The following is a 16,857-nucleotide window of genomic DNA, read 5'->3' as shown; positions in this document are numbered from 1 at the left end:
GCGCACTGGTGCTCTTCACCGCGCTGATCCTCGGTTTGCTTGCCGGTTGCGACAAGCTCGTGCAATACGGTCGCGGGGGGCGCGCATGACCTGGATGCTTTGGCTGGCGGGCGCTTCGACGGCCCTGCTGTTCGCGTATCTCGTCTTTGCGCTGCTGCGCGCGGAGGACATCGAATGAACGCGAACAACCTGTTGCAGACGCTGCTGTTCATCGTCGTGCTGCTCGCGGCGGCCGTGCCGGTCGCGCGCTACCTGAGCGCGGTAATGGACGGCAGTTCGCGCGTCTTGCGCGTGTTCGGGCCGCTCGAACGCGCGCTGTACCGCGTCGCCGGCGTCGATGCCGGCACCGAGATGAACTGGAAGCAGTACGCGCTCGCGACGATCGCGTTCAACGCGCTCGGCGCGCTGTTCCTCTACGGGCTGCTGCGCCTGCAGGGCTTCCTGCCCGGCAACCCGCAGCAGTTCGGCGCGATGACGCCCGATGGCGCGTTCAACACGGCCGTCAGCTTCGTCGCGAACACGAACTGGCAGGACTACGCGCCCGAGCAGACCGTCAGCTATCTGTCGCAGATGCTGGGCCTGACCGTGCAGAACTTCCTGTCGGCGGCGACCGGCATCGTCGTCGTGATCGCGCTGATCCGCGGCTTCGCGCGTCACACCGCGCAAACGATCGGCAACTTCTGGGTCGACCTCACGCGCGTGACGCTGTACGTGCTCGTGCCGATGGCGGCGCTCGTCGCCGCGCTGCTGATGAGCCAGGGCGTGCTGCAGAACATGAAGGCGTACCAGGACGTGCCGGTGCTCCAGGCGAGCACCTATGCGGCGCCGAAGCTCGACGCGCAGGGCAACCCGGTGAAGGACGACAAGGGCAACCCGGTGACGGTGCCGACGCCACTCACGAAGCAGACGCTCGCGATGGGCCCGGTCGCGTCGCAGGAAGCGATCAAGATGCTCGGCACCAACGGCGGCGGGTTCTTCAACGCGAACTCCGCACACCCGTTCGAAAACCCGACGCCGTTCGCGAACTTTCTGCAGATCTTCTCGATCCTGATCATCCCGGCCGCGCTGTGCCTCGTGTTCGGCCGCATGATCGGGGACCGGCGGCAGGGCATCGCGGTGCTCGCGGCGATGACGGTCGCGTTCGCGGTCGCGACCGGCGTCGAGGTGAGCGCCGAGCAGGGCGGCAACCCGACGCTCGCCGCGCTGCACGTCGACCAGTCGGCGAGCGCGCTGCAGCCGGGCGGCAACATGGAAGGCAAGGAAACCCGCTTCGGGATCGCGCAGACCGGCATCTTCACGGTCGCGACGACGGCCGCGTCGTGCGGCGCGGTCGATGCGATGCACGATTCGCTGACGCCGGTCGGCGGCCTCGTGCCGATGCTGCTGATGCAGCTGGGCGAGGTGGTCTACGGCGGCGTCGGCTCCGGCCTCTACGGGATGCTCGTGTTCGCGCTGCTCGCGGTGTTCGTCGCCGGCCTGATGATCGGCCGCACGCCGGAATACGTCGGCAAGAAGATCGAGTCGTACGAGATGAAGATGGTGTCGATCGTCGTGCTGCTCACGCCGCTGCTCGTGCTGGTCGGCACGTCGATCGCCGTGTTGGCGGACGCGGGCAAGGCCGGCATCGCCAACCCGGGCCCGCACGGCTTCTCGGAAATCCTCTATGCGTTCAGCTCGGCCGCGAACAACAACGGCAGCGCGTTCGCGGGCCTGACGGTCGGCACGCCGTTCTACAACTGGATGACCGCGATCGCGATGTGGTTCGGCCGCTTCGGCACGATCGTGCCGGTGCTGGCGATCGCCGGCTCGCTCGCCGCGAAGAAGCGCATCGCGGTGACGAGCGGCACGCTGCCGACCCACGGCCCGCTGTTCGTCGTGCTGCTGCTCGGCACCGTGCTGCTGGTAGGCGCGCTGACCTACGTGCCGGCGCTCGCACTCGGCCCGGGCGTCGAGCACCTGATGATGTGGCTGGGCGCGTGACGCGCGCCCGCATGGCGACACACCGAAAAGACTGAAGAGCTTGAAGAGATCGCAATGACTCAACATTCCGCAACACGGTCCATGTTCGATCCGGCGCTGCTGCGCCCGGCGATCGTGGATTCGTTCAAGAAACTCACGCCGCGCACGCAGTTCCGCAACCCGGTGATGTTCTGCGTGTACGTCGGCAGCATCCTGACCACGATCCTGTGGATCTCGGCGCTCTCCGGCCAGGCCGAGGCGCCCGCGGGCTTCATCCTCGCGATCGCGCTGTGGCTGTGGTTCACGGTGCTGTTCGCGAACTTCGCCGAAGCGCTCGCCGAAGGGCGCTCGAAGGCGCAGGCCGCGTCGCTGCGCAGCGCGAAGAAGGACGTGATGGCGAAGAAGCTCAACGAGCCGCATCCGAAGTCGCCGATCCGCATCACGACCGCATCCGACCTGCGCAAAGGCGACGTCGTGCTGGTCGAGACCGGCGACGTGATCCCGGCCGACGGCGAAGTCGTCGACGGCGTCGCGTCGGTCGACGAATCGGCGATCACCGGCGAATCCGCGCCGGTGATCCGCGAATCGGGCGGCGACTTCTCGTCGGTGACGGGCGGCACGCGCGTGCTGTCCGACTGGATCGTCGTCAGGGTCACCGCGAACCCCGGCGAGGCGTTCCTCGACCGGATGATCGCGATGGTCGAAGGCGCGAAGCGCAAGAAGACGCCGAACGAGGTCGCGCTGACGATCCTGCTCGTCGCGCTGACGATCGTGATGCTGCTCGCGACCGCGACGCTGCTGCCGTTCTCGATGTTCTCGGTCGACGCGATGAAGGCCGGCCACGTGGTGACGATCACCGCGCTCGTCGCGCTGCTCGTGTGCCTGATCCCGACGACGATCGGCGGGTTGCTGTCCGCGATCGGCGTGGCCGGGATGAGCCGCATGATGCAGGCGAACGTGATCGCGACGTCGGGCCGCGCGGTCGAAGCGGCCGGCGACGTCGACGTGCTGCTGCTCGACAAGACCGGCACGATCACGCTCGGCAATCGTCAGGCATCGATGTTCGTGCCGGCGCCGGGCGTGACCGAGGAAGCGCTGGCCGATGCCGCGCAACTGTCGTCGCTCGCCGACGAAACGCCGGAAGGCCGCAGCATCGTCGTGCTCGCGAAGGAGCGCTTCAACATCCGTCAGCGCGACATGGCGCAACTGCATGCGACGTTCCTCGGCTTTTCCGCGCAGACGCGGATGAGCGGCGTCGATCTGCCCGGCCGCGAGATCCGCAAGGGCGCGGCCGACGCGATTCGCCGCTACGTCGAAACCCACGGCAGCCGCTTCCCGGAAGAAGTGCGCCGCGCGGTGGACGACGTCGCGCGCCGCGGCAGCACGCCGCTCGTCGTGGCCGACCTGCAGGCCGGGGCGGCGCGCGTGCTCGGCGTGATCGAGCTGAAGGACATCGTGAAGGGCGGCATCAAGGAGCGCTTCGCGGAACTGCGCAAGATGGGCATCAAGACCGTGATGGTGACGGGCGACAACCGGCTGACGGCCGCGGCGATCGCGGCGGAAGCGGGCGTCGACGATTTCCTCGCGGAAGCGACGCCGGAAACCAAGCTCGCGACGATCCGCGAGCACCAGGCGGCCGGGCGGCTCGTCGCGATGACGGGCGACGGCACCAACGACGCGCCGGCGCTCGCGCAGGCCGACGTGGCGGTCGCGATGAACACCGGCACGCAGGCGGCGAAGGAAGCCGGCAACATGGTCGACCTCGACTCGAACCCGACGAAGCTGATCGAGATCGTCGAGATCGGCAAGCAGATGCTGATGACGCGCGGGTCGCTCACGACGTTCTCGATCGCGAACGACATCGCGAAGTACTTCGCGATCATCCCCGCCGCATTCGTGACGACCTATCCGCAACTGCGCGTGCTCGACATCATGCATCTGACGTCGCCGGCGTCCGCGATCCTGTCCGCGGTGATCTTCAACGCGCTGATCATCGTCGCGCTGATCCCGCTCGCGCTGAAGGGCGTGACCTACCGGCCGCTCGGCGCCGCGTCGCTCTTGCGCCGCAACCTGCTGGTCTACGGCCTCGGCGGCGTGCTGCTGCCGTTCCCGTTCATCAAGCTGATCGACATGACGCTCGCCGCGCTCGGCTGGGCCTGAGCCGGCCGTCCTTGAAGGAACCATCATGAAATCGTTGATTCGCCCCCTCGTCGTGCTGTTCGTCATCCTGACCGCCGTGACGGGGCTCGCTTACCCGGCCGTGATGACCGTGTTCGGTCAGGCCGTGTTCCCGTCGCAGGCCAACGGCAGCCTGATCGAGCAGGACGGCAAGGTCGTCGGCTCCGCGCTGATCGGCCAGTCGTTCGACGCGCCGAAGTATTTCTGGGGCCGGCTGTCGGCCACCGCGCCGATGCCGTACAACGCGGCCGGCTCCGGCGGCTCGAACTTCGGCCCGCTGAACCCGTCGCTCGCCGACCAGGTGAAGGCGCGCATCGCCGCGCTGCGCGACGCGGGCACCGACCTGTCGAAGCCGGTGCCGGTCGACCTCGTGACGGCGTCGGCGAGCGGCCTCGATCCGGAGATCACGCCGGCCGCGGCCGCGTACCAGGTCGTGCGCGTCGCGAAGGCGCGCAACCTGGCGCCGGACGCGGTTGCACGGATCGTCGCCGCGAACACGACGGGCCGCCAGTTCGGCGTGCTCGGCGAGCCGCGCGTGAACGTGCTGAAGCTGAATCTCGCGCTCGACGCGGCGCAGGCCGCGCGCTGAGCGAGCGTGCGTGCAGGCTCCCCGGCGCGGCTGGCTGCGCGCCGGGCCCGACTTCGTTTCGACGGCGCGCGCGCCGTCTTTGCCTTTTGCGGCGATTTGGAACCACAATGGCTGTATCTCGCGCGCCATCCGGCGCGCCGCCCTTCTGACGCATGAACCGTCCCGATCCCGACCAACTCCTCGACAAGCTGCAACGAGACGAAGAAAAGCAGCGGCGCGGCCAGCTCAAGATCTTCTTCGGCGCGTCCGCCGGCGTCGGCAAGACCTACGCGATGCTGCAGGCCGCGCGCCAGCGCCGGCAGGAAGGCGTCGACGTCGTCGTCGGCATCGTCGAGACTCACGGCCGTGCCGAAACCGCCGCGCTGCTCGACGGCCTCGACGTGCTGCCGCCCGCCCGCATCGACTATCGCGGCCGCCCGCTCGCCGAATTCGATCTCGACGGCGCGCTCGCGCGTGCGCCGCAACTGATCCTCGTCGACGAGCTCGCGCATTCGAACGTGCAGGGCGCACGGCACCTGAAGCGCTGGCAGGACGTCTACGAGCTGCTCGACGCGGGCATCGACGTGTATACGACCGTCAACGTCCAGCACCTCGAAAGCCTGAACGACGTGGTCGGCGCGATCACCGGCATCCGCGTGTGGGAGACCGTGCCCGATCGCGTGTTCGACGCGGCCGACGAAGTCACGCTCGTCGACCTGCCGGCCGAGGAGCTGCTCGAGCGGATGCGCGACGGCAAGGTGTATCTCGCGCAGCAGGCCGAGCGCGCGGTGCGCAACTTCTTCCGCAAGGGCAACCTGATCGCGCTGCGTGAACTCGCGCTGCGGCGCACGGCCGATCGCGTCGACGCGCAGATGCGCGAGTACCGCGCCGATCGTTCGATCCAGCGCATCTGGCAGGCGCGCGAGCGGCTGCTCGTGTGCGTCGGCCCGGGCGCCGAGGCGCCGACGCTCGTGCGCGCGGCGGCGCGCCTCGCCGCGAGCCTGAAGGCCGACTGGATCGCCGTATACGTCGAGACGCCGCGCCTGCAGCGGCTGCCCGACGCGCGGCGGCAGCGCACGCTCGACGCGCTGAAGCTCGCGGCCGAGCTCGGCGCGGAGACGGCCACGCTCGCCGGCGCCGACGCGGTCGCCGCGCTGATCGGCTATGCGAAGGTGCGCAACGTGTCGAAGCTCGTCGCGGGCGGCTCGCCGAAGGTCGGGCTCGCGCGCCGCTTCGCGCGGCCGTTCGGCGAGCAGCTGGCGGAGCGCGCGGGCGACGTCGACCTGATGCTGATCCGCGCGTCCGCGAGCGACGAGACGCGCGCCGCGCCGCTCGACGCGCGGGCGCGCGACTGGCGCGACGCGTTCGCGCAGTTCGGCACGCATCGCTCGCCACCGCGCCACTACGCGTATGCGGCCGCGATCTGCGCGGCGATCACCGGCGTCGCGAGTGTCGTGTCCGGGCGGCTCGACCTCACGAACCTCGTAATGCTGTACCTGCTCGGCGTGGTGTTTTCGGCGGTGCGGCTGGGGCGCGGCCCGGGCGTGCTGCAATCGTTCCTGTCGGTGGCCGCGTTCGATTTCTTCTTCGTGCCGCCGCGCATGTCGTTCTCGGTCAGCGACACGCAATACCTGCTGACCTTCTTCGGGATGCTGCTGACGTCGCTCGTGATCAGCCACCTGACGTCGACGCTGACGCGCCAGGCGAGCGTCGCGCAGCGCCGCGAGCGTCGCACGGGCGCGATCTATGCGATGGCGCGCGAGCTCGGCGCGGCGCTGACGACCGAGCAGATCGTCGAGATCGGCAGCCGTCATGTGGGCGAGGTGTTCCGCGCGCGCGTCGCGTTCCTGCTGCCCGACAGCGCGGATCAGGTGCGGCAGAAGATCGAGGAGCCCGACGCGGCCGTCACGCTGACGGGTGCGGAGCTCGACAGCGACGTCGGCCAGTGGGTGTACGACCAGCAGAAGCCGGCCGGGCGCGGCACGGATACGTTGCCGGCGACGGCCGCGCTGTACCTGCCGCTGAAGGCGCCGATGCGCACGCGCGGCGTGCTCGCGGTCGCGTCGCGCGAGCCGCGCGAACTCGAGGTCCCCGAGCAGCAGCGGATGCTCGACGCATTCGCCGCGCAGATCGCGCTCGCGCTCGAACGCGTGCACTACGTCGAGATCGCGCGCGACGCGCTCGTCAACATGGAATCCGAGCGGCTGCGCAACTCGCTGCTGTCGGCGATCTCGCACGACCTGCGCACGCCGCTCACGACGATCGTCGGTTTTTCGTCGATGCTCGCGAACGGGCGCGCGGCCGCGCAGGCCGGCGATGCCGCGGCGGCCGGCCGGCTCGCGCAGCGCGAGGGCGAACTCGTCGACGCGATTCACGACGAGGCGCTGCGCATGACGGGCATCGTCACGAACCTGCTCGACATGGCACGGCTGCAGGCCGGCAGCCTGCAGCTCAAGCGCCAGTGGTCGCTGCTCGAGGAAACCGTCGGCGCCGCGCTCGCAGCCTGCCGGCGCGTGCTCGCGCGCCATCCCGTGCGCGTCGCGCTGCCGGTGGACCTGCCGCTGCTGCAGATGGACGCGGTGCTGATGGAGCGGCTGTTCACCAACCTGTTCGAGAACGCGGCGAAGTACACGCCGCCCGATACGTCGCTCGACATCGGCGCGGAGCGCGTGACCGACGACGGCCAGCCATTCGTGCGCGTGCACGTCGACGATCACGGCCCGGGCCTGCCGGCCGGGATGGAAGTGCGCATCTTCGACAAGTTCACGCGCGGCGAGAAGGAATCGGCGACGCCGGGCATCGGGCTCGGCCTCGCGATCTGCCGCGCGATCGTCGAGGCGCACGGCGGTAAAATCGGCGCGCTCAACCGCACCGCGCCCGACGGCCGCGTGACGGGCGCGCGCTTCTGGTTCACGCTGCCGGTCGACACGCCGCCAGCCGCGCCGGCCGTGCCCGACGACGAATCCGACCTGCCGGACGCATCGCCCCCATCCGAGTCATTGCCCGACCATGAGTGAACCCACCCTGACCGTCGTCCTGATCGAAGACGAAAAGCAGATCCGCCGCTTCGTGCGCGCCGCGCTCGAAGAGGAGGACATCGCGGTGTTCGAAGCCGAGACGGGCAAGCAGGGGCTGATCGACGCGGCGACGCGCAAGCCCGACCTCGTGATCGTCGATCTCGGCCTGCCCGACACCGACGGCCTCGACGTGATCCGCGAGCTGCGCGGCTGGTCCGAAGTGCCGGTGATCGTGCTGTCCGCCCGCACGCAGGAAGACGAGAAAGTCGCGGCGCTCGACGCGGGCGCCGACGACTACCTGACCAAGCCGTTCGGCGTGTCCGAACTGCGTGCGCGGATTCGCGCGCAACTGCGCCGGCGCAACCAGGGCGGCGCGAACGAGTCGCCGAAGGTGAGCTTCGGCGGCGTGAGCGTCGATCTCGCGCTGCGCCAGGTCTGGCGCGACGGCGAGATCGTGCACCTGACGCCGCTCGAATACCGGCTGCTCGCGACGCTCGTGCGTCACGCGGGGCGCGTGCTCACGCACCGGCAACTGCTGCGCGACGTGTGGGGGCCGTCGCACGTCGAGAGCCATCACTACCTGCGCATCTACATGGCGCATCTGCGCCAGAAGCTCGAGGCCGATCCCGCGCAGCCCGAGCACATCGTCACCGAGACGGGCGTCGGCTACCGGCTCGTCGGCGCCGTGTGACGGGCAGTGCGCGGCCGCGCATGCGGCCGCGACGTCGCGCCCCGGCAGGGTTGCGCCGGCGCGACAGCCGCGCGACCGGCGCCGGCCTTGCACACCGGCTGCGCAATCCCCGCTATCCTGACCGTTGCGCGAACGAAATCGAGGAGCGTGCAATGTCCGTCCGTCTGGTCGTCATCTGTGCGCTGGCGCTGGTTGCGCCCGGCGCGTTCGCCCAGCCGCTGCCGCCCGGGCAGCATCCGCCCGCGCCGGCGGCGCTGGCCAATCCCGCGTCGGTCAACTGCGAGAAGCTCGGCGGCCGCCACGTGATTCGTAACCTGTCGAGCGGGCAGGTCGGCATGTGCGTGTTCAAGGATGGCCGCGTGTGCGAGGAATGGGCGCTGTACCGCGACGACCGCTGCGTCGGCGGCGGCGCGCCGAAGCGCGTGGCGAACTGACCGCGTCCGGCCGGTCGCGCCGCGCATCGACCGACGGCATGCCCGGCCGCCGGCAAGTCTGTAAGCTGCTTGTTATACTCGGCGCCGCCCGGGGACGACCCCGGGCCATTCGCTTCAACGGGGACGGCCCCATCCGATACGGAGTACGTCGAGATGGCGTGGGTATGGTTGTTGATCGCCGGTTTGCTGGAAGTGGCCTGGGCGGCCGGCTTGAAATCGTCGGACGGCTTCACGAAGCTCGGTCCGTCGGTGTTCACGATCGTGACGGCGCTGGCCAGCTTCGGGCTGCTCGCGGTCGCGATGCGCCAGTTGCCGCTCGGCACCGCGTACGCGGTGTGGACGGGCATCGGCGCGGTCGGCGCGTTCGTGTTCGGCATCGTGATGATGGGCGAGGCGCTGAGCGTCGCGCGCGTCGCGAGCGCGGCGCTGATCGTCGCGGGGCTGGTCGGCCTGAAATTGTCGTCGGCCGCCTGACGACGGTATGCGGGGCGCGCATGTGCCCGGGCGCCGCCCCGCGCCGCGGAATTGCGCCGGTCGCCCGGCCAGCCTGTCTATAATGGAACGTATTCGGGCCTGAATCCCGTCGTGCCGCTCGCGGCACGCGGTGCCGGTCGCCATGCGCCGCGCGGCCGGTCTGTCCGACCCGATCCGATCAATCGGCAAAACGCACGGAAAGTGCAAGGAGAGGGCCATGATCGAAGCCATTTCGCTCGGCGCGGGGCTCGCGTGGGCGAGCGGCCTGCGCCTGTACCTGACGGTGCTGATCGCCGGCATGCTGGCGCGGTTCGGCTGGCTCCATCTGCCCGACACGCTGGCGGTGCTGATGTCGCCGTGGGTCATCGGCGCCGCGGCCGTGCTCGCCGTCACCGAATTCCTTGCCGACAAGATCCCCGCGTTCGACTCGCTGTGGGATGCCGTGCATACCTTCATCCGCATTCCGGCGGGCGCCGTGCTCGCGGCCGGCGCGCTCGGCCATGCCGATCCGGCCATGCTGGCGGTCGCGGGGCTCGCCGGCGGCTCGCTCGCCGGCGCCGCGCACGTCGCGAAGGCCGGCACGCGCGCGCTGATCAACCTGTCTCCCGAACCGATTTCGAACTGGTTCGCGTCGTCGACCGAGGATGGTCTCGTGGTCGGCGGGCTCGTCCTCGCGTTCTTCGTTCCGCTCGCGTTCCTCGTGTTGCTCGCCGCGTTCATCGCCGCGTCGGCGTGGGCGCTGCCGCGCCTGTGGCGCGGCGTATCGGGCGGCTTTCGCGGAATGGCGAACCACATGGTGTCGCGGCTCAACTCGATCGGAGGGAAGCGCGATTGAAGGGGCCGCAACACGCGGCGCAGCCGCCGGCCGGGCACCCCGGCCATGACGGACAGGCGCATGCCGGCCGCTTCGGCCTGCGCGACCTGATCCATCAGGCTGCCCGGATGACCGCGCGCGACTGGCGCGCGGGCGAATTGACGCTGCTGGTCCTCGCGCTGGTGCTCGCGGTCGCGGCGCTGACGAGCGTCGGCTTTCTCGCCGATCGGCTGCGCCAGGGGCTCGAGCGCGACGCGCGCCAGATGCTCGGCGCCGATTTCGTCGTGCGCGCCGATCGCCCCGTCGATCCGTCGTTCGACCGCCAGGCTCGCGCGCTCGGCCTGCGTACCGCGACGACCGCCATCTTCCCGAGCATGATCGCGTCCGCCGCGGGCGGGCAGGCCGCCGATGCGGCGCCGTCGCGCCTCGCGGCCGTGAAGGCCGTGTCGCCCGGCTATCCGCTGCGCGGCGCGGTCGAGATCCTGCCGGCCGGTGCGACCACGGCGCAGAAGGCGTCCGCGATCCCCGCGCCGGGCACCGTGTGGGCCGACCCGGCGCTGCTCGACGCGCTGCACCTGAAGGCGGGCGATACGGTGCGCGTCGGGCTGCGCACGTTCACGGTCGCCGCGGCGATTGCCCGCGAACTCGATCGCGGCTTTTCGTTCGTGAATTTTTCGCCGCGGCTGATGATGCGCGCGGACGAGCTCGCCGCGACGGGGCTCACTGGCTATGGCAGCCGCGTCACGTATCGGCTGCTGGTCGCCGGCGACGCAGCGGCCGTCGCGCGCTTCGAAACCTATGCGCATGCCCGCGTCGACGGCGGGAAGCTGCGCGGCGTCGGGCTCGAGTCGTTGCAGGAAGGGCAGCCGCAGGTGCGGCAGACGCTGGATCGCGCGCGCCATTTCCTGACGCTCGTGGCATTGCTGACCGCGCTGCTCGCGGCCGTCGCGATCGCGATGGCCGCGCAGCGCTACATGCGGCGTCATCTCGACGGCTGCGCGACGATGCGCTGCCTCGGCGTGAGCCGCCGCACGCTCGGCGCGCTGTTCGCGCTCGAATTCGCCGGTGTCGGCATCGTATCGGGCGCCGCGGGCGCGGTGCTCGGCTACGGCGGCCACTGGGCACTGCTGGCCGCGCTCGGCAGCCTGATCGACGTCGCGCTGCCGCCGCCCACGTTGTGGCCGGCGCTGATCGGCATGGGCGCCGCGCTCGTGCTGCTGCTCGGTTTCGCGCTGCCGCCGCTCGTGCCGCTCACGCGCGTGCCGCCGGTGCGCGTGCTGCGGCGCGAATGGGGCGACGCGTCGCGCACCGCGTGGGCCGCGTATGCGGTCGGCGTCGTGCTGTTCGCGGGGCTGCTGATCGTGGCCGCCGGCAACCTGAAGCTGGGCCTGATCGTCGCGGGCGGCTTTGCCGGCGCGCTCGTCGGGTTCGCGCTGATCGCCCGGCTCGTGCTGTTCGCGGCCGCGCGCGCGGTGCGCAATGCGCGTGTGGCCGCGGGCGTCGGCTGGCGTTACGCGCTGGCGTCGCTGCACCGGCGCGGCACGGCCAGCGCGCTGCAGATCACCGCGCTCGCGCTCGGCCTGATGTGCCTGCTGCTGATCGCGATCACGCGCAACGACCTCGTGGCGGGCTGGCGGCAGTCGACGCCGCCCGATGCGCCGAACCAGTTCCTGATCGACATCCAGCCCGACCAGCGTGCCGAGGTCGCTGCCTATCTGGCCGCGCACGGCGTGCACGACGCGGTGCCCGCGCCGATGGTGCGTGGCCGCCTCGTCGCGATCAACGGCAAGCCGGTGAATCCGGACGCGTACCCGTCGGAAGAGGCGCGCCGGCTCGTCGATCGCGAATTCAACCTGTCGTATACGACCGAGCTGCCGTCCGACAACCGGATCGTCGAAGGCGACTGGTTCGGCGCCGCGGCCACGCCGCAGATCTCGATCGAAGCCGGCCTCGCGAAGACGCTGAACGTGAAACCCGGCGACACGCTGCGCTTCGACGTGACGGGGCTGACGGTCGATGCGCCGATCACGAGCGTGCGCAAGCTCGACTGGGGCTCGTTTCGCGTCAACTTCTTCGTGCTGATGCCGCCGCCGGTGCTGAAGGATTTCCCGGCCGTCTACCTGACGAGCTTCCATCTGCCCGCATCGAACGCCGCGCTGCTCGATCCGCTGATCGCGCGCTACCCGAACCTGACCGCGATCGACGTCGCGCCGATCCTCGCGCAGTTGCAGCGGATGATGCTGCAGGTAGTCGGAGCCGTGCAGTTCCTGTTCGCGTTCACGCTCGCGGCCGGCGTGCTCGTGTTGTACACGGCGCTTGCCGGCTCGCGCGACGAGCGCGTGCGCGAGGCCGCGCTGCTGCGCGCGCTCGGCGCGTCGCGCGCGCAGGTCAACGCGGTGCAGCGCGCGGAATTCGTCGTGGTCGGCGCGCTGGCCGGCGTGCTGGCGTCGGTGGGCGCGATCGCGGTCGGCTGGGTGCTCGCGTCGCGCGTGTTCGACTTCCAGCTCGCCGTCGATCCGTGGCTCGTGCCGGCCGGCGTCGCGGCCGGCGTCTTCTGCGCCGGTGCGGCCGGCTGGCTGAGCCTGCATAATGTGTTGCGGCGCCCCGCGCTGCAGTCGCTGCGCGACGCGTGAGCGTCGCCTGCGGCCCCGAAGATCCCGTTTCCCGACTATCCGTATGACCGATGTGAATGACGATGCGCCGTCGCAGCCGACGGCGTTCGAGCTCGTGGGCGGCGAAGCCCGCGTGCGCGACATGGTGGACCGCTTCTACGACCTGATGGACCTCGAGCCCGAGTTCGCGCAGATTCGCGCGCTGCATCCGCCGTCGCTCGACGGTTCGCGCGACAAGCTGTTCTGGTTCCTGTGCGGCTGGCTCGGCGGCCCTGACCACTACATCAGCCGGTTCGGCCATCCGCGCCTGCGTGCGCGGCACCTGCCGTTCCCGATCGCGTCGGTCGAGCGCGACCAGTGGCTGCGCTGCATGGCGTGGGCGATGGAGGATGTCGGGCTGCCGGAGCCGCTGCGCGAGCGGCTCATGCATTCGTTCTACGACACGGCCGACTGGATGCGCAACCGGCCCGGTTGATCGACCGGTACGCCGCTGCCCGCGCGCGGGACGATCTGCGTCTGGGCGTACGTGCGGCCCGGCGCGACACTGGCCGTTTCCCCCATCGATACGAGGCTCATCCCGATGACGACACAGGCGCTGTTTCGCGAAGACGCGTATCTCATGCAATGCGACGCGATCGTCGAGGCCGTCGGCGACGACGGCATCCGGCTCGATCGCACCGTGTTCTACCCGCTCGGCGGCGGCCAGGCGGGCGACACCGGCACGCTGACGCTGCCCGGCGGCAGCACGATCGCGGTTGCCGATACGCGCAAGGCGAAGTTCGACGGCGCGACGCCCGACGACGCCGTGCATCTGCCCGCGCCGGGCCAGGAAGCGCGCGTCGCGACGCTTGCTCCCGGCATGCGCGTGGTCGCGGCGATCGACTGGCCGCGCCGCTACCGGCACATGCGCCTGCATACGGCCGCGCACCTGATGTGCGCGGTGCTGCCGTACGCGGTCGACGGCTGCAGCGTGACGGCCGACTACGTGCGGCTCGATTTCGCGACGTCCGACGCGATCGACCGCGACGACGTCGAGCGTCGCCTCGCGGGTTTCGTCGCCGGCGCGCATCCGGTCACGACCGAATGGATTACCGACGACGAGATGGCCGAGCGGCCCGAACTCGTACGCACGATGAGCGTGAAGCCGCCGATGGGCCTCGGCCGCGTGCGGCTGCTGCGCATCGAGAACGTCGACCTGCAGCCGTGCGGCGGCACGCACGTGCGCAACACGTCCGAAATCGGCGGGTCGCGAAACTGGAAAAGAAGAGTGCGCGCACACGGCGCCTCGTACTGGAGCTTGCATGACGATCGATACCGGGAAAGAGGGCGAGGCGGCGCTCGATCCGCGGGCGCGGGAGATTCTCGATTTCTGGTTCGGCGAGCCGGGCTCGGCCGAGTTCGGGCAGAACCGCAAGGTCTGGTTCAACGGCGGTGCGGCGTTCGACGACGTGCTGCGCACGCGTTACGGTGCGCTGCTCGATGCTGCATGCGACGGCGCATGCGATCACTGGGCCGATTCGCCGTCGGGTGCGTTGGCGTTGATCGTCGTGCTCGACCAGTTCTCGCGCAACATCCATCGCGGCACGCCGCGCGCGTTTGCCGCCGATCCGAAGGCGCTCGCGCTGGCCCGCCGCGTCGTCGCGGCCGGCTGGGACGCTCGCTTGCCGAGCGGACATCATCGTGCGTTCGCGTATCTGCCGTTCGAGCACGACGAGTCGGTCGAGAGCCAGCGCGAGGCCGTGCGCCTGTGCGCGGGCATCCGCGACGAGGCCGGGTGCGAGAGCTATCACCGCTACGCGTTGCTGCATGCGGCGGTCGTCGAGCGCTTCGGCCGCTTTCCGCACCGGAACGCGATTCTCGGTCGCACGTCGACCGACGAGGAAGCGGCGTTTCTGCGGGAGCCCGGTTCGTCGTTCTGACGTTCCGTCCATTGGCGAGACGACGGAACGGGGCGGCGAACCCTGGGACGCTTGCGGGTTCGTGCCGGCGCCGGTATTGCAGCAAAGGCTGCGCACCGGTCGGTCGGACGGATGAAGGCGGCCCGTGCCGAAGAAGCAAGTGAAGGCGGGCAGGGCGGCGCATCGCGCCGCCCCGTGTCACTGCTGGTGCTGTTCGGGCGTGCGCACGTAGACGCGCAGCAACTCGTCGTTGTCGCCCGGGCGGGCGCCGGTCCAGAACAGCTTCCATTCGTCGCCGGGCGCCGGATCGACGGCCCGCACGCCCTGCACGATCATCCACGTGCAGCGCGTCGTCTTCGCGTCGTCGATCGGCGTGTGCTGGATGCCGGAGAAGTAATACAGCATCGGCGCTTCCGATTCGCCGAGCCCGTGCAGGCTCGCCATGCAGTCGCCGTCGTTCCATTCGAGCGCGAGATGCGCGTTCAGGTCGTCGAACACCGACCGGTAGCTCTTCGCGACGTCCAGCCACGGCAGCAGCAGCGTATAGATGAGCCCCCACGCGACGAGCGCGCCGGCGCCCCACGACAGCGCGCCGCGCCACGGCCCCGTCGTGCGCAGCTTCGGCAGCAGCGTCAGCCAGCCGACCGTCAGCACGAGCGCGCCGGTCACGAGCGCGGGCCGGATCGGCATCGTCCAGTCGAGCGGCAGCCAGCGGCCGAGCAGCGCGAGATCGGCGCGCGACGCGGCCGGATCGGCCATCACCGCCCAGATCGCCCACGCGAGCACGACGACCGTGCCGAACAGGATGCGGCTCAGGTAATCCCACGCAAGATGCAGCCGGCGCGGCAGTCGGTCGATCGCCTGCGCGGCGACCAGCGCGAGCGGTGCGAAGAACGGCAGGATGTAGAGTTGGCGCGACGTCGCGGACACCTGCAGCACCACGAGCCCGATGCCGGCGAACAGCACGGGCAGCGCGATGCGCGGCGTACGCCAGTCGCGCCATGCGCCGCGGGCGAGCGCGGCGATCGCGAGCGGCGCGACCGGGAAGCCGACGAGCAGGAACGCGCGCAGGATGAAGAACGGCTTGTCGTTTTCCGCGCCCAGTTCGGGAACGGAGAAGCCGAAGAAGCGGCCGACGTTGTTGTCCCAGAACCACGTCATGAACAGCGTTTCCGAGCGCAGGAATAGCGCGGTCGGCCAGATCAGCGCGAACGGCGCGAACACGAGCGCGGCGACGCCGAGCGCGCGCGCGAACGCGCGGGTGCGGCAGGCCGGGTACAGCACCAGCGTGCAGACGAGCGTGGCCGCGAACACGAGCGGCACGAACAGCCCCTTCGCCATCAGCGCGATGCCGACACCCGCGCCGAAGATCGGCGCGGCCCAGCGGCCCGCCGGGTGCGCCGGCAGCCCGTGACGCATCGGCTGCGCGCGCGCGACGTGCTGCATCACGAGTTCGAGCAGCCCGCAGAACGCCATTGCGGTGCCGGCAAACAGCGCGACGTCCGTCATCATGTCGTGCACGTGCTTGATGACGACGAGCGTGCCCGCGCTCAGCACGACCGGACCGATCACGCGCAGGTCGAACCAGCCGTCCGCGCGGCTGGCCACGCGGGCCGCCCGCGCGATGAAGCCGAACGCGAGCGCGGCGAACAGGGCGCTCGCGAGGCGCGCTGCGTCGTGCAGCGGCATCACGCGCTGCAGCAGCCACGCGAGGCTGGTCGCGACCCACGCGTAAAGCGGCGGCTTTTCCATGAACGGCAGACCGGCATTGGTCGGGACGATGAAATCGCCGGTCTCGAGCATGTGCTGGACGATGCCGAACGTATAGGTTTCGTCCTGTTTCCACGGATCGTGCCCGAGCACGCCCGGCAGCGTGTACGCGCACACCAGCGCGACGACGAACAGCCATGCGCGCCAGCCGAGCAGCAGCGAGCGGTCGCGCGGGGGGCTGATGGCGGCGGTCGAGGCCGCGACGGGCGTGCCGGCGACGTCCAGCGTCGCGATGACGTCGGTATCGGCGGTCGAGCGGGTGTGCGCGGCCGGGGCGGGCACGGACGTGCGTCGCCGGCTGGGCGCTGCGGTTCCAGGCATGGAAAAGATCTCGGGTCGAGTCGAGCCGGTCCGGCGACATGGGCTGGACCGATAAGGGGCTACATCCGGGGTAACGGACAGCGTGTTTGAGACACCTGTCTGAATGGCCGCTAGTAGAGCA

13 protein-coding genes and 1 pseudogene are annotated in these 16,857 nt (G+C 70.3%); 13 read left to right on the top strand and 1 reads right to left on the bottom strand.

The features are described from left to right. Window positions 1-85: 85 nt before the first annotated feature. The 13 genes and pseudogenes from kdpF to CFB81_RS11735 all read left to right on the top strand — a co-directional run bounded on the left by kdpF (window position 86) and on the right by CFB81_RS11735 (window position 14,666). Window positions 86-178, top strand: a complete 93-nt coding sequence (gene kdpF / locus CFB81_RS11795) for a K(+)-transporting ATPase subunit F (RefSeq protein ID WP_006752209.1) — start codon at window positions 86-88, stop codon at window positions 176-178. After that, window positions 175-1,980, top strand: coding sequence for a potassium-transporting ATPase subunit KdpA (gene kdpA, locus CFB81_RS11790; RefSeq protein ID WP_089435404.1), 1,806 nt, complete (start codon window positions 175-177; stop codon window positions 1,978-1,980). Before kdpF ends, kdpA begins: the two co-directional genes overlap by 4 nt. Before the next feature lie 54 nt (window positions 1,981-2,034). Further along, window positions 2,035-4,119, top strand: coding sequence for a potassium-transporting ATPase subunit KdpB (kdpB, locus tag CFB81_RS11785; RefSeq protein WP_089435403.1), 2,085 nt, complete (start codon window positions 2,035-2,037; stop codon window positions 4,117-4,119). Window positions 4,120-4,144: 25 nt separating this feature from the next. After that, window positions 4,145-4,726, top strand: a complete 582-nt coding sequence (gene kdpC / locus CFB81_RS11780; protein WP_089435402.1) for a potassium-transporting ATPase subunit KdpC — start codon at window positions 4,145-4,147, stop codon at window positions 4,724-4,726. Window positions 4,727-4,878: 152 nt separating this feature from the next. Further along, complete coding sequence (locus CFB81_RS11775) at window positions 4,879-7,722, top strand: sensor histidine kinase KdpD (RefSeq protein WP_089435401.1); 2,844 nt, start codon at window positions 4,879-4,881, stop codon at window positions 7,720-7,722. Beyond that, window positions 7,715-8,413 carry a two-component system response regulator KdpE gene (gene kdpE, locus CFB81_RS11770; RefSeq protein WP_069618137.1) on the top strand — a complete coding sequence of 233 codons (699 nt, stop codon included), beginning with the start codon at window positions 7,715-7,717 and terminating at the stop codon, window positions 8,411-8,413. The genes CFB81_RS11775 and kdpE overlap by 8 nt, the downstream gene beginning before the upstream one ends. A 152-nt stretch (window positions 8,414-8,565) precedes the next feature. Next, window positions 8,566-8,847: a DUF333 domain-containing protein gene (locus CFB81_RS11765; RefSeq protein WP_089435825.1), complete on the top strand. Its 282-nt coding sequence runs from the start codon at window positions 8,566-8,568 to the stop codon at window positions 8,845-8,847. A 153-nt stretch (window positions 8,848-9,000) separates the two neighbouring features. Then, window positions 9,001-9,321 (top strand): quaternary ammonium compound efflux SMR transporter SugE, encoded by a 321-nt coding sequence (sugE, locus tag CFB81_RS11760; RefSeq protein WP_069618139.1) that lies wholly within the window; start codon window positions 9,001-9,003, stop codon window positions 9,319-9,321. Between the two features lie 217 nt (window positions 9,322-9,538). Next, window positions 9,539-10,156: a DUF4126 domain-containing protein gene (locus CFB81_RS11755; RefSeq protein ID WP_069618140.1), complete on the top strand. Its 618-nt coding sequence runs from the start codon at window positions 9,539-9,541 to the stop codon at window positions 10,154-10,156. Continuing rightward, window positions 10,153-12,768 (top strand): ABC transporter permease, encoded by a 2,616-nt coding sequence (locus tag CFB81_RS11750; protein ID WP_143328585.1) that lies wholly within the window; start codon window positions 10,153-10,155, stop codon window positions 12,766-12,768. The genes CFB81_RS11755 and CFB81_RS11750 overlap by 4 nt, the downstream gene beginning before the upstream one ends. Before the next feature lie 43 nt (window positions 12,769-12,811). Further along, window positions 12,812-13,222, top strand: coding sequence for a group II truncated hemoglobin (locus tag CFB81_RS11745; protein WP_034207992.1), 411 nt, complete (start codon window positions 12,812-12,814; stop codon window positions 13,220-13,222). A 105-nt stretch (window positions 13,223-13,327) separates the two neighbouring features. Beyond that, a pseudogene (locus CFB81_RS11740) lies at window positions 13,328-14,052 on the top strand (alanyl-tRNA editing protein). After that, the gene (locus CFB81_RS11735) at window positions 14,049-14,666 is read left to right on the top strand and encodes a DUF924 family protein (RefSeq protein ID WP_089435400.1); all 618 of its coding nucleotides are present in this window, start codon (window positions 14,049-14,051) and stop codon (window positions 14,664-14,666) included. Before CFB81_RS11740 ends, CFB81_RS11735 begins: the two are co-directional and overlap by 4 nt. 177 nt (window positions 14,667-14,843) lie before the next feature. Here the strand turns inward: CFB81_RS11735 and CFB81_RS11730 are convergent, their stop codons facing one another. Beyond that, the gene (locus CFB81_RS11730; protein ID WP_089435399.1) at window positions 14,844-16,736 is read right to left on the bottom strand and encodes a glycosyltransferase family 39 protein; all 1,893 of its coding nucleotides are present in this window, start codon (window positions 16,734-16,736) and stop codon (window positions 14,844-14,846) included. Window positions 16,737-16,857: the final 121 nt, after the last annotated feature.

The organism is Burkholderia sp. AU28863 (assembly GCF_002223195.1).
GTDB classification, from domain to species: Bacteria; Pseudomonadota; Gammaproteobacteria; order Burkholderiales; family Burkholderiaceae; genus Burkholderia; species Burkholderia sola.
This window is presented reverse-complemented; position numbering and strand designations above follow the sequence as displayed.